The 13,199-nt window shown below is 48.9% G+C and carries 8 protein-coding genes; 7 read left to right on the forward strand and 1 reads right to left on the reverse strand.

Features of this window, described 5'->3' with window-relative positions:
* Positions 1-209: 209 nt before the first annotated feature.
* Entirely contained in the window at positions 210-797 is a 588-nt protein-coding gene (locus tag CFF01_RS02985) for a response regulator transcription factor (protein WP_088903803.1), read from the reverse strand.
* 193 nt (positions 798-990) lie between these two features.
* Here CFF01_RS02985 and CFF01_RS02990 point away from each other — a divergent pair, with 193 nt between their 5' ends.
* From CFF01_RS02990 to cydC, 7 genes are all read left to right on the forward strand, one after another.
* Positions 991-2,853: a sensor histidine kinase gene (locus CFF01_RS02990; RefSeq protein WP_088903804.1), complete on the forward strand. Its 1,863-nt coding sequence runs from the start codon at positions 991-993 to the stop codon at positions 2,851-2,853.
* A gap of 1,500 nt (positions 2,854-4,353) precedes the next feature.
* The gene (qatA, locus tag CFF01_RS02995) at positions 4,354-6,255 is read left to right on the forward strand and encodes a Qat anti-phage system ATPase QatA (RefSeq protein ID WP_088903805.1); all 1,902 of its coding nucleotides are present in this window, start codon (positions 4,354-4,356) and stop codon (positions 6,253-6,255) included.
* 6 nt (positions 6,256-6,261) lie between these two features.
* Positions 6,262-7,092, forward strand: coding sequence for a Qat anti-phage system associated protein QatB (gene qatB, locus CFF01_RS03000; RefSeq protein ID WP_088903806.1), 831 nt, complete (start codon positions 6,262-6,264; stop codon positions 7,090-7,092).
* A complete protein-coding gene (gene qatC, locus CFF01_RS03005) occupies positions 7,092-8,510 on the forward strand; it encodes a Qat anti-phage system QueC-like protein QatC (protein ID WP_088903807.1) in 1,419 nt (472 codons plus the stop codon). Before qatB ends, qatC begins: the two co-directional genes overlap by 1 nt.
* Before the next feature lie 8 nt (positions 8,511-8,518).
* Complete coding sequence (gene qatD / locus CFF01_RS03010) at positions 8,519-9,277, forward strand: Qat anti-phage system TatD family nuclease QatD (protein ID WP_088903808.1); 759 nt, start codon at positions 8,519-8,521, stop codon at positions 9,275-9,277.
* 335 nt (positions 9,278-9,612) lie between these two features.
* Positions 9,613-11,376 (forward strand): heme ABC transporter permease/ATP-binding protein CydD, encoded by a 1,764-nt coding sequence (cydD, locus tag CFF01_RS03015; protein WP_088903809.1) that lies wholly within the window; start codon positions 9,613-9,615, stop codon positions 11,374-11,376.
* Positions 11,376-13,151, forward strand: coding sequence for a heme ABC transporter ATP-binding protein/permease CydC (cydC, locus tag CFF01_RS03020; RefSeq protein ID WP_088903810.1), 1,776 nt, complete (start codon positions 11,376-11,378; stop codon positions 13,149-13,151). The genes cydD and cydC overlap by 1 nt, the downstream gene beginning before the upstream one ends.
* The last annotated feature ends 48 nt before the right edge of the window (positions 13,152-13,199 follow it).

Below are 13,199 nucleotides of genomic sequence, written 5' to 3' on the forward strand. Positions count from 1 at the left end.
TTATCCCATATGAAATACAGGGGTATTGTGGTAAACCACATAGGCTGAGGTGGCGTGATCTGGCGCAACGATTTTTAGCGCGAATGTAAAAAAAGTGTGATCTTCACTCTCGCGTAGAGGCAATGAGGAGGGGGAACCGCTGGGTGATAAAGGCCAGGGCTAACAGCCAGGCTGAGCCGAGTGACAAGTCAGCAAGTGCATCTTAAGTGTCAGATTTGGCTGTATTTTGCCAGCTCTGCCAGGTTGTGTACCTTGAGCTTTTTCATTACGTTAGATCTGTGCACTTCTATGGTGCGCAGCGATAAATAGAGTGCCTCGGAAAGTTGCTTGTTGGTTTTACCTTGAATCAACAGTTCCAGAACTTGATGTTCACGCTCGCTGAGGGTGGCTAGGTTTTGACTCAGCTGTAGCGCCTCGAAGGCCTTCTGGCTGTGGAGCATGCTCTTGTCGATGGCGGCCGACAAGGCCTGACCCGAGACTGGTTTTTGGAAGAAGTCGCAGGCGCCCTGGCGAAAGGCGTTGACCGCCATGGGCAGGTCACCATGGCCGGTGAGAAAGATGATCCCAAGTGGGCTTTGCTGGTCCAGGAGTTCCTGTTGCAGCGCCTGACCGCTAATGGCTGGCATGCGGCTGTCGAGGATGACGCAGCCTGGCTGGCTCAGATCCACCTCTTCTAAGAAGTGCAGGCCAGAGACAAAGGTGGTGAGTTGGTAGCCAAACTGGCGCAGCATATAGCTGAGCGAATCGAGCACCGCTTCATCATCGTCGACCAAGTAGAGGGGCTGAGGTTGTGACATGGGATCTCCTGAGTCAGTTGCATCTAGCCTAGCGCCTTGATGGGCAAGCGGCAAAAATGGCGTTTGGGCCTTTGAGACAGATCACTAAATGATAATTTTCTGATGGAGGCCCTAGAGGGAGTTTGCACCGCTTCACATCAAAGCGTGGGCTTCTTGCTTAGAGTAGGGTTTGGATTAAGTGATTGGGCGCGCGATGAAAAGGCAATTAGGTAAATGGTTAGTATCTTGTCTGTGCACTGGCTGGCTGAGCCTGTTTGTGCCCTGCCTGTTACTGAGCTCCAGCGCCAGCGCCGAAGAGGGCAAGCAAGAGCGCGCGGATCTTATCCATCTCAGAGTCGGGGTATTGGCTAATCACGGGGTGCAGAAGGGAATTGAACGTTGGCAGCCCATGATGGATTATCTTTCTCAAGAGGTGCCTGGCACCCATTTTGAGGTGGTGCCGGTGGATTTCGATGAGATGAGCCGCCAACTGCTGGCCCATGAGCTGCAGTTTATCGTCACCAACCCTGGGCAATACTTAAACCTCAGCAGTAACTTTCCGCTTTCCTGGCTGGCGACCATGAAGAGCCACATGCATGGCGGTGCCACCTTTGCCATCGGCTCCACCATTATCGTGCGCGCCGATAGTCAGATCTATACCCTGCAAGATCTCGAAGGCAAACATCTGGTGGCCAGTGACCCTCAGGCGTTGGGGGGCTATCAGGCCGCCATAGGTCTGCTGCATAAGATGGGTTATAACCCTGAGAACTACTTCGCCTCGCTGCGCTTTCTGGGTTTTCCCTTAGAGCCCATCGTCTATCAGGTGCGCGACGCGACCGTCGATGCCGCTATCACCCCCTTCTGTACTCTGGAGGAGATGATTGAGGAGGGGCTGGTAAACAAGGAGGATTTTCGGGTGATCCACCCCACCAAGCCCGCGGGCTATGAGTGTTTGGTGAGTACCCAGCTTTATCCTAACTGGTCATTTGCCGCTGCCGATACCGTGCCCTCGGCCATTACTCAGAAGATCACCCAGGCACTGTTTGCCTTGCCTTCGGATCATCCCGCCGCCATTCAGGCCAAGACGCTGGGTTGGACCGCCCCCATCAGTCAGCTTAGGGTGATTAAGCTGTTCAAAGAGTTACAACTCAAGGCGCCACCGCCACCCCTGCATCATACGGTATTGAAGTGGATGGAGAAGAACAAGGAGTGGGGCCTGACGTTTCTAATGCTGTTTCTGGTGTCCACCGTCTATCACCTCTGGCTGGAATATAAGTTCAGGCAGAAGAGTGACTTTTTGATCGACACCGAGCGCCAACTTAAGGACAAGGCGCTGCAGGTAGAGCGGATGAAGAGCGCGGCGATCCTCGGCGAGATAGGCTCGGGTCTGGCCCATGAGCTGAACCAGCCTATCGCCGCCATTACCCAATACAGCGAAGGCGGCATGATGCAGCTTAACCGTCATGGTGATGCCGACTCAGAGCTCTACGAGCTGCTGGCCAAGATCAACGCTCAGTCTACTAGGGCAGGCGCTGTGGTGCACCGCATTCGAGGTCTGCTTCAGCGGCGTAAATCCCAGTATGAAGAGCTGTCCCTCGATGAGCTGGTCACCAACACTCTGGCGCTGTTTCGCCGCGAGTTTCAGCAGCAGGGAGTCGTCCTCACTCAGGAGGTTCAGGGAGAGCCCTATCGTCTGTGCGGCGATAGCGTCGGCCTGAATCAGGTGCTGGTGAATCTGATTAAAAACAGTCTCGATGCCATGGCCGAGATGCATTCAGAGCGGGAGAAGCGGCTGCTACTCAGCCTTGATTATGGTGAGCAACAGGTCATCCTCAAGCTGGTGGATAATGGCCCCGGCCTCAAGGGTAAGGCGCAGGATCTTATGGCCTCCTTCTACTCCACCAAGGATGACGGTCTGGGGCTGGGGCTTGCCATCTGCTGCGACGTGATGCGTCAGCACAAGGGCAAGTTCACCATAGATAATTGCGCCGATCACGCCGATCTTTCCTGGAAGGAGGGATGCGTGGTGAGTTTAACTTTACCAAGAAAGTTGGGGGCTTGTGAGAAGGGAAGTTAGCCGGTTTGGGCTAATCGGCAAATTAGCCTTGTTACCGTTGACTACATTAGTTGTAGTTTGAGTTTAGTTACTTAGTTGTAGCGTTAACCTGAGTTGTAACCAATAGCCTGCGGCTCGCTTTTGTGCAGATACGCCTGTGAGACGCCGCAAGTACGTTCCCTGTAGGCTCTGCCGTGACATCCATGTCACGGAAGCTCACTGGCCTATCTACACTGGGTATCCAATGTCTCTTCGATTTGGCGGTATTGGGTGCGAGTAGCGTTTGGTGGCATGTTTATTTGTTGAGTGGATTTGCAGGCTGTATTTTCAAGGTTATCTAACGCCTCCCCGGCGGGGGGCTGTCCATCGAGATATCCTATCTCTTTGTTTGATAGGTGTTTGGTTGCATGGTTATTTATTGAGTGAGTATGAAGGTCGCCCCTTCATGGCTATCTAACGCCTGCCTGGCGGGGAATGTGCAAGCACTCTTTTGGCCCGCCACGAGCACTTCCATGTGGGCTTCACGGCGGCGGCTATGCCGCCGAGAGCCAAAAGCGTGCTTACACCCGTATCTAAACGTCTCTTCGATTTGGCGGTATTGGGTGCGAGTAGCGTTTGGTGGCATGCTTACTTGTTGAGTGAGTTTGAAGGTCGACCCTTCATGGAAACTTATTGCCTGCCGCAGGCTTTATGTGCAGATACGCCTGTGACACGCTGTGCGCCATCCCTGGCCGCTCTACGGTTTCATCCCTGAAACCGAAGGTCACAGTCGTATCTGCACTGGGTATCTAACGTCTCTTCGATTTGGCGGTATTTGGCGCGAGTAGCGTTTGGTGGCATGCTTACTTGTTGAGTGAGTTTGAAGGTCGACCCTTCATGGCTATCTAACGCCTACCGGCGGGTGCTGTACATGGAAGTACCAATGTCGTGATCACAAGGATGTGAAGGAACGACGTACGTGTATTTCTTAGAGGTTATAACGTCAACCTGAAGCCTATGTTTTATAGGTTGTCGATGGTCAATCCATCACTGTTATCAATAGCCTGCGGCTCGCTTATGTGCAGATACGCCTGTGACACGCTGTGCGCCATCCCTGGCCGCTCTACGGTTTCATCCCTGAAACCGAAGGTCACAGTCGTATCTACACTGGGTATCCAACGTCTCTTCGATTTAACCTCACTGAATTTTCCCTAAGACAAGCTATTATTTTTCGAGAAAAAACAGGCAAATATGTGACATAACATGTTGATAGCCACTAACAAGATAGATTAAAGTATCACCACTTAAGGACAGAGCTAGGCCTACTCGAATCAAACATCGACCACGCCATTCAGGGAATGGAAAAGCCAATCTCCACTCGCCAATCAACTCCCTTATAAAGTTAACTCTGACCCCATTTATTTACAAAAAATGTAATCGGGTAGCCGGAGGTATCTAGCCTTCATTTTAAACTTTGTGGGGTTTAATTTTTGTACAAACGCCACAATTATCAAGGAAATATAATAGTAAAAGGAGCGAAGGATGCTTTGGCCTGATAATGAATCAAAGGTTGATTTACTCAATTACCAAGCGATTAGTTCTGCGATCATTAAATTATTGTCAGACACTAGTCGCTTACCTGTTTCTGTTGGTGTTCATGGGGATTGGGGAGCTGGAAAGTCTAGCATCTTAGCCATGCTTGAAAATTCCTACCAAGATGACGAATCGACAGTATGTATACGGTTTAACAGTTGGTTATTTCAAGGTCTTGAAGACGCTCAAACAGCCTTAATGCAGCAAATCACCTCTGATTTAATAAAGAAAAGAGGAAAGGTTGAGGGCTTTAAACAGCAGGCTAATGACTTTCTTGACCGAATTGATTGGTTCAAGTCATTTAAAACTGTTGCCAACTGGGGAGCTACTGTTTTCAGCGGTATTCCGACACCTTCTGCTATTCAGGATGTTAGCCAAGGTTTAGATAAATTAAAGGAATCAGTAACTAACCTTAGCAAAGACGACATTGAAAGTGGCCTATCAGCATTACAGGACGTAATTGGGAAACCTAAAGCCAAGCGCGTTGTTAAAGAAATATCTGACTTTCGCAATGAATATAATAAATTACTTAAAGCCGCAAAAATTGAGCGTCTTGTTGTCTTAGTGGATGACTTAGACCGTTGCTTACCTGAAACAGCCATTGCGACTTTAGAGGCAATGAAGCTCTTTTTATTCATGCCTAATACTGCTTTTATCGTTGCTGCTGATGAAACGATGATCGAATATTCTGTTAGGCGACATTTTCCTAAATTGTCCGAAGAAGTAGGTGGTGCAGCATACACGAGAAATTATCTAGAAAAGCTAATCCAAGTACCATTCCGGATACCTGCACTTAGTGAAAATGAGACGTCTATATACCTTTCTCTTTTAATTTCCCAAAATGTGTTGAAGGCTGATGAGGCTCAATTTGAGAGCGTTTTGTCTTTTGCAAGACAATCTCTGAAGGAACCATGGAAAAAAAGCGCTATCTCCGTACAAAAAATTGAGGAACTTACAGGCAAAACACTCTCAAGTGAAGACAAAGAGTTATTTCTGATGGCATCGCAGATTGCACCTGTGTTGACAGATGGAACTAAGGGGAATCCTCGTCAAATCAAGCGTTTTTTGAATGCTTTTATGACGAGGATTCTTGTCGCTGATGGTGCAGGTTATAAAGATGCTATAAAAGATTCCGTGCTTATAAAACTGATGATACTTGAACGTTTTAATCAAAAGGCATACGAGCAGCTTAGAAAAGATAGTTTAAACGGTGATGAAGGGGTTTCAAGAGCATTAAGAGAGCAAGAGAAAAATATAGAGCCTCAAGAAACGGATCCTGACGCTAAAGATAAGGTGATAAAGGCAAAAGTCGCTCCTATTTTTGATATAGAGAACGACTTCTGGTTATCGCAGTGGGTTAGAATGGAACCCCAACTTGGTGATGTTGATTTGACTCCTTATCTATTTTTAACCAGAGAAAAGGTTAAATACATAGGGCTATCTCAAGGAAGCGAGCTTGTAGAGCGGTTAATACGAATATTGCTCGGCAGTAAGCTTGAGGTAGCCGCAGCGACAAAGCTCTTGGAGCAGATTAGTGATGATGATGCTGAAAATGTCATGGACGTATTACTAGATAAAATTTCCTCCAACGCAGGAGTTAAATCTCCGCCGGGTTTTGCAGGAGCGCAGGAGCTAAGTAAGAGATTTAATCATTTACAGTTGAAGCTGCTTCAAACACTAAATGCCCTTCCTGAAAACAAGCTAGGAACTTGGGCGCCAGTTGGATGGGATGGAGTGAATCTTACGCCAGATGCAAGATCATATTTAGATGAAATGCTTCAAAAGTGGTCACAATCTACAGAAAATGCCATGTTAGCCAAGGTGGTCAATACGACATTGAAAAGGAATTAAGGAAGTATGGGAACGTCAACGACAAACTCAGGGCCTAACAGTAATAACCCTCTTGTACCCACTTGGCTTGAAGGTCAAGGCGGTGGTACAGGTGATGATAAAAATGATGGTCAAAATAACAAACCTGAGCAGCTGAAACAGCCACAAATCAAGCCTCAGCAGGGGAGAAGGTTTCAGAGCGCGAGAAGCGGTATAAATGACTATCTGAGGACAGGTAACACTGGTTCTATGAAGAAAGGAATCAGCCGTTACGTTAAAAGTTCAGGTGGAAAGTCTTCCGCTGTTAAGCGAATGGGAGCATCTCCACGAGCTGCTAGTAATTTTGTTTCTTTTCTAAGTGATGTTGCTCAAAATGGCATTCAGGCTGTAGCGAAAAACCTTAACTTAGCGCTACAAGGAAACGAGTCTGCTGATCAGCTCTTACTCAGAGTGGCGGATCAAATTTGTGAAGTTTCAACTAGCAGCATTCCTGATGCGGTAGTGAGAGTTTCTTATGCTGAAACAGTGGTTGAAATGACCACTACACTTGGAGTAACAGACTTAAACGCTATAACTTCCGAGCAAATTAAAGCCAGTCTAAGTTGTTTCATTGGAAAAAGTGTAACCAACAGAATAATCAATGATATCTGTAATAATCTGGTTGCTCAAAAGGCATCTCCGGAGAATTTACAAGCCGCATTAAGTGAATTGAGTGGCTATATCGAAGGACGAGCTGACGACGTTATAGCTAGCTTTCCGACAGAAAATTTGTCTTTGACAGATGAAGAGTTAGTGGGGGGAATAGAAAACCTGTATTCCGAGGTTTTTGAAATTTTAGCATCAGTGGAGGATGAATAATGAAGCGGTGTTCTGTAGTTGGTTTAATTGATTCCAAAGATACAGTTGAGCTATCCAATCCTGATAGCATATTGCTAAGCCTTGTATTACCTAATAAACATGAAAATACAAAGTATGGTGTAGGCGCATTTGTAAAAAGGGCAAAAAAGGTTATCAATGACCCAAATATTCATGCGTCCGAGTTACTCAATCTCGCAGCTCTAATTTATGCTGCGGACACCCGTATCAGCCGGAAGGAAAACTCTCAGGATGGCTGGACTCGAGAATTTGATATTTATTTTCCTGTTAATAACGTACAAGAATGGGAGCCTATTAGGCGAAATATCCAAGACATTCTGTCTTTTTTGACAGGAGACCTTTGGAGAATTTTTCTGCGAGCAAGGCCCGAAGAAAAGCCCTTAGAGCCATTACAATGCGATAGAGAAGAAAAGCTACAAATCAATGCTGTATCGCTCTTGTCCGGTGGGTTAGATAGCTTTATAGGAGCCATAGATTTACTAGAATCAAAAAATAACACTATATTTATGGGCCATTATACTGCTGATGGTACCCAGAATTATCAAAACCTAATTGAATCTGCTCTTAAAAATGAATACCCCGATTACTTCAAGGAGTACATAAAGGGGAATGTCTCTTTTAATAAAAGAGTTATTGATGATCAGCATAAAAGTATCGCGTCAGAGAATAGTCAGCGCTCACGATCGTTTTTATTTTTAGCCATGGGGGCGTATTTGGCATCTGGTGTTGGAGGTGTTTGTAAACTTGTTGTTCCTGAAAACGGATTTATAGCTCTAAATGTACCACTGGACCCGCTCAGAATTGGAGCTAACAGTACGAAAACTGTTCACCCAAATTTTATGTCGAAGATTAATGATATATTTAAATATCTGGAGTTGGGGATCGACCTTCGAAATCCTTACCGGCACAGCACTAAAGGTGAGATGATGTCTGATTGTTTAAACCAGAAGTTGCTAAGTGAGCATGCCTTTAAAACGCTATCTTGTGCTTCACAGGGTAAAATGCGATGGGATAATGGTAATAAGGCGAAAAGATTAGGCGGTGCTGGAGGTAATGGTAACTGCGGGTATTGCTTCCCTTGCCTCATACGAAAAGCTGCTTTTAAAAAATCAGCGGTTGCAGATGACACTCAATATGTTGCTATCTCAGATTTCGCTAAAGCGGAAATTAAGTCCGGAAAAAGTGGAAAAGGTTATGCTGAATCAAGAGATATCCTCTCCGTGCAATTTGCTGGTTATAAATTAAACAAAGGGTTGATCAATCCTGCAATTGAAATCCATAAGTCAGGTTCATTATCAACAGTAGAAGATGAGTGGAGTACTATCGCCGATATGTATCGCCGAGGGCTTAATGAAGTCTATGAATTGGTCAAAGATGTACCTATCAAACAAACTTTGTAATTTATATTATGCTCAGTAATAAAACGAAACTTGTCGATTTTCATTGTCATTATGACTTGTTACCTACTTTTGGGCGTGAACCTGGTGCGCAGCTATCTGATGTAACTATTTTAGGTGTAACTACAACACCACTCGCATGGTTGAAGAATCTGAAGGTGTCAGGAACAGTAGACAGAATTATTCCTGCACTTGGAATGCACCCTCAGCTGATCTCGTCTAGAGCAAAAGACTTTGAAAAGTTTTCCTATTACGTGGAGGACTCACGCATAATTGGTGAGGTAGGACTAGATGGTTCAAAAAACTTTTCTGATAGCCTTCCTACTCAAGAAAAAATATTTTCGAATATTCTCTCAATGTGTAATTCAGAAAACCCCAAAGTACTATCAATTCATAGTCTGAAAGCTGAGAGCAAAGTTATCAGTCATTTGAAAGAACATACCAATAGTTCTTCTGTGACACCAATAATGCACTGGTTTACTGGTTCTGTAACTCAAGCATCTAAGCTCTTAGATATGGGCGCAAAATTTTCGTTTAACCACAAGATGTTAAAAACAAAAAGTGGCCAAAAGTTATTAATGTACTTGCCTCGTGATTCAGTACTCACGGAAACGGACTTACCTTTTACCAGTAAATCGTATTCCCCAGAATTGCATCGAGATTTACTCGTAAACTCTGTTGACATGATAGCAAGCTTTTGGGATACCTCTTTAGAAGATTGCACAGAACACTTGTTGAAAAACGCTAACATCGTACTCCGTGAAAAATGAAATGGTACGGGTGCAATTACAGCATCAATCACGATAGAAAAACAAACTCCAATGATATGAAGGTGCGACCTTCAAAAAGTTAGCAAACACAACCCCCAGTAGTGGCTACAGTCATTAACCTAGTCACATGAAGACTGCATGAAATCCATCAAAATCCAACAAACCTGACACCTTAAAAACCAAACTCGATAAAAACTGAGTTCCCAGTTTTTTTGATCTAGCTCAATTTTTGTGAGCCTACTAACAATTCCCCACCCATTGGTTTATTCCTGTGCGATTGCCTGCGATACTCTTCTATAGAACTTAGTATCCTGCCTGATAACGCACGGAGCTCAATGGATAAAACCCTCGAAAAAGTCCTCGGCCGCTGGCTTAAACAGCAAAAATCGGCCTGTGGCGCCTATCTTAATTTAACTGTCCTGTTTGGCGTGCTCACCGGCTTTGCTCTGGTGGCCCAGGCCTATCTGCTGGCGACCATGCTTCACGGTTTGATCATCGAAAAATTGCCGCGGGAAGCCTTTACTAGCGAGTTTATCGCCCTGATTGCTGTGATAGTGCTGCGAGCAGCGCTGGCCTATGGGCGTGAGCGCATTAGCTTTAAGGCGGGCATGTTGCTGCGCAGCCGTATTCGTCAGACTGTACTGGATAAGCTGGTGGAGCTGGGGCCTGTGTTTATCAAGGGGCGTCCGGCGGGGAGCTGGGCCAGTATCGTGCTGGAGCAGGTGGAAGATCTCCATGATTTCTATGCTAAATATCTGCCGCAGATGATGCTGGCGGGCTTCATTCCCCTGACCATATTGGCCGTGGTATTTCCCATCAACTGGGCGGCTGGGATCATCTTGCTGGCGACCGCGCCGCTGATCCCTCTGTTTATGATCTTGGTAGGTATGGGCGCCGCCGATGCTAATCGCAAGAACTTTGGCGCTTTGTCGCGCCTCAGCGGCCACTTCATGGATAGGCTGAGGGGGCTAGGCACGCTTCGTCTGTTCCATGCAGGGGCAAGGGAGCAGCAGGCGATTGAGAGTGCCTCTGAGGAGTTTCGTAGCCGCACCATGGCGGTGCTGCGTATGGCGTTTCTCAGCTCGGCGGTACTGGAGTTTTTCGCCGCCGTTTCTATCGCCGTGCTGGCCGTCTATTTCGGTTTTAGCTTTTTAGACCATCTCGATTTTGGTCATTATGGTGCTGGCCTAACCCTGTTTATCGGTCTGTTCGTACTGATTTTGGCCCCTGAGTTTTATCAGCCACTGCGTGACATGGGCACTCACTATCATGCCAAGGCCCAAGCCATAGGCGCCGCCGAGGCTTTGATGGAACTGCTTAATCACCAAGGGGATGAGGCTGTTGATGCGCCGCGAACGACCTTTGCCAGCGAAACTCCTCTGAGCATTAAGCTGCAAGGGGCCGAGGTGTTAAGCCCGGACGGTCAGGTGTTGCTGGGGCCGATAACGGCTGAGATCTCCAGCGGCGAGCAGGTTGCCATCGTCGGGCCGAGCGGGGCGGGTAAGACCAGCCTGCTCAACATGCTATTGGGCTTCTTATCCTATCGCGGCAGTGTCCTGGTCAATGGCGAAGAGCTGAGCAGCTTAGACAGGGCGAGCTATCGCCGTTACCTTGCCTGGCTGGGGCAGGAGCCGCAGCTGTTTCACGGCACCATTGGCGACAACGTCGCCATGGGCAAGACGATGACGGATGAAGCCATCTATAAGTTGCTGGACAGTGCCCGCATCGGCGATTTTGTAAGGGCGCAGCCAGAGGGGCTATCTCACCCTATAGGGGAGCAGAGCGCCGGGGTTTCGGTGGGGCAGGCGCAGCGTCTGTGTCTGGCAAGGGCGCTTGGGCAGTCGGCCAAGCTGTTTGTGCTCGATGAGCCGACCGCTAGCTTAGATAGCCATAGCGAGGCGGCGGTAATGCAGGCACTGACTGATGCGCGTCTCGGTGCCACTAGCCTGCTGGTGACCCATCGTCTGGATGCCTTGGTTGAGATGGATAAGATCTGGGTGCTCGATGGCGGCAAGCTGGTGCAACAGGGGGATTACCACACCCTGATGGCTGAGCCCGGGCTGTTTAGCGACCTGTGTCATCGACAGGAGGAGGCGTAATGAAACATCTGCTGCCTTTTATCAAGCTGTTTAAGCGCCAGTGGTTGATGATGCTGGTGGGACTGCTGCTAAGCGTGACCACCCTGATGGCGGGTATTGGCCTCTTGTCTCTGTCGGGCTGGTTCCTGTCGGCTACCGCCGTGGCGGGACTGAGTGTGGCGACCGCTCAGGCCTTTAACTATTTCACGCCGGCCGGTGGGGTGCGTTTTCTCTCTATTGCCCGCACCGCCAGCCGCTATGGTGAGCGTTTGGCGACCCATGAGGCCACCTTCCGTCTGCTGACCGAGCTGCGAACCTGGACCTGGGGCAAGCTGATGCCATTGAGCGCCAAAGATCTTAGCCATCTGCGCGGTGGCGATCTGCTCAATCGTCTGGTGGCGGATATCGACACCCTAGATCATCTCTATCTGCGGCTGATAACGCCGCTGCTGGCCTCGCTGCTGATGATTGCCGCCCTGTATGGCTTTCTTTCTTGGTTCGATAGTGAGCTGGCGCTGACCCTGTGTAGCGTGCTGCTGACCCTGTGGTTTTTGTTGCCGCTGGTCTTCTATCGCCTGGGCCATAGACCGGGGATCGCCCAGTTGGAGAACCGACGTCAGTATCGGGTGCTGCTGCTGGAATACTTGCAAGGTCAGGCGGAACTGACCCTGTTTGGCGCCGAAAAGCGCTTTAGGGCCGAGCTGGATGACGCCCAGGCCAAGCTGTTTGCCAGCCAGTCCACCATGACGGCGGTGACTGCCCTGAGTCAGGCGTTATTGATCCTAAGCCATGGTCTGGCGTTGGTATTGATCTGTTATCTCGCCGCCGATGGCGTGGGGGATAAGGTACCGCCCGGGCCGCTGCTGGCGATGGTGGTGTTTATGACCCTGGCCTGTATCGAGATGTTGATGCCGCTAGCGGGCGCGTTTCAGCACCTGTCGGCCTGCGTACAGGCAGCCGAGCGGGTAAGCGATATTACCGAGCGTCGCCCCAGCATTGGCTATGGGGAAGAGGCCAACCTGTCGGCGAGTCGCGGCGCGCTGTCTATTGCGGATGTGCGTTTTGGTTATCAGCCGGGCCAGAAGGTGCTTGATGCACTGAGCCTTGAGGTGAAACCGGGCGAGAAGGTAGCCCTGCTCGGGCAAACCGGCTGCGGTAAGTCGAGCCTGCTATCGCTTATCACCCGGGAGTGGACGCCTGAGTCGGGCACTCTCTTACTCGATGGCCGACCCATTGAGGCCTATAGCGAGCAGGCACTGCGCCGTGCCATGACTGTCGTGAGTCAGCGCATCTATCTGTTTGCCGGTACCTTGCGCGATAACCTCACCCTGGCGCAGATTGAGCAGGTGGGCGAGGGCAGCCGCGCCGAGCGTAAGGCCTGGCGTGACGCTAACGATGCCAAGTTAATTGAGGTGTTAGAGCGTGTCGGTCTGGGAACATTAACCCAAGGCGACAAGCCGCTGGATAACTGGATAGGCGAGGGCGGTAGGCAGCTCTCAGGCGGCGAACGTCGCCGTATTGGGGTCGCCAGGGCACTGCTACGCGATGCGCCGCTGCTGCTGCTTGACGAGCCAACCGAGGGGCTGGATCAACGCACCGAGCGGGAGATCATGGCGCTGCTACTCGATTTCGCCAAGGATAAGACCATGGTGATGATTAGCCATCGTCTGACGGCCATGGAGAAGATGGACTGTATCCACCTGATGGAAGCGGGCAAGATCCGCATTAGCGGCAATCATCAAACGCTGCTGGCCCAGGATGCCCATTATGCCAGCCTGAATCGGGTATTGAGTTAGGCGTCTACTTAGTCCTTATTCTTAGTCCTTATTCTTAGTTCTTTTAGC

Origin of the sequence: Shewanella marisflavi (assembly GCF_002215585.1) — a bacterium.
Taxonomy (GTDB): Bacteria; Pseudomonadota; Gammaproteobacteria; order Enterobacterales; family Shewanellaceae; genus Shewanella; species Shewanella marisflavi.

Bases quoted from the DNA above. Each gene is read 5' to 3' on its own strand.
- CFF01_RS02985 (WP_088903803.1), bottom strand. From the start codon at position 797: ATGTCACAACCTCAGCCCCTCTACTTGGTCGACGATGATGAAGCGGTG.
- CFF01_RS02990 (WP_088903804.1), top strand. From the start codon at position 991: ATGAAAAGGCAATTAGGTAAATGGTTAGTATCTTGTCTGTGCACTGGC.
- qatA (WP_088903805.1), top strand. From the start codon at position 4,354: ATGCTTTGGCCTGATAATGAATCAAAGGTTGATTTACTCAATTACCAA.
- qatB (WP_088903806.1), top strand. From the start codon at position 6,262: ATGGGAACGTCAACGACAAACTCAGGGCCTAACAGTAATAACCCTCTT.
- qatC (WP_088903807.1), top strand. From the start codon at position 7,092: ATGAAGCGGTGTTCTGTAGTTGGTTTAATTGATTCCAAAGATACAGTT.
- qatD (WP_088903808.1), top strand. From the start codon at position 8,519: ATGCTCAGTAATAAAACGAAACTTGTCGATTTTCATTGTCATTATGAC.
- cydD (WP_088903809.1), top strand. From the start codon at position 9,613: ATGGATAAAACCCTCGAAAAAGTCCTCGGCCGCTGGCTTAAACAGCAA.
- cydC (WP_088903810.1), top strand. From the start codon at position 11,376: ATGAAACATCTGCTGCCTTTTATCAAGCTGTTTAAGCGCCAGTGGTTG.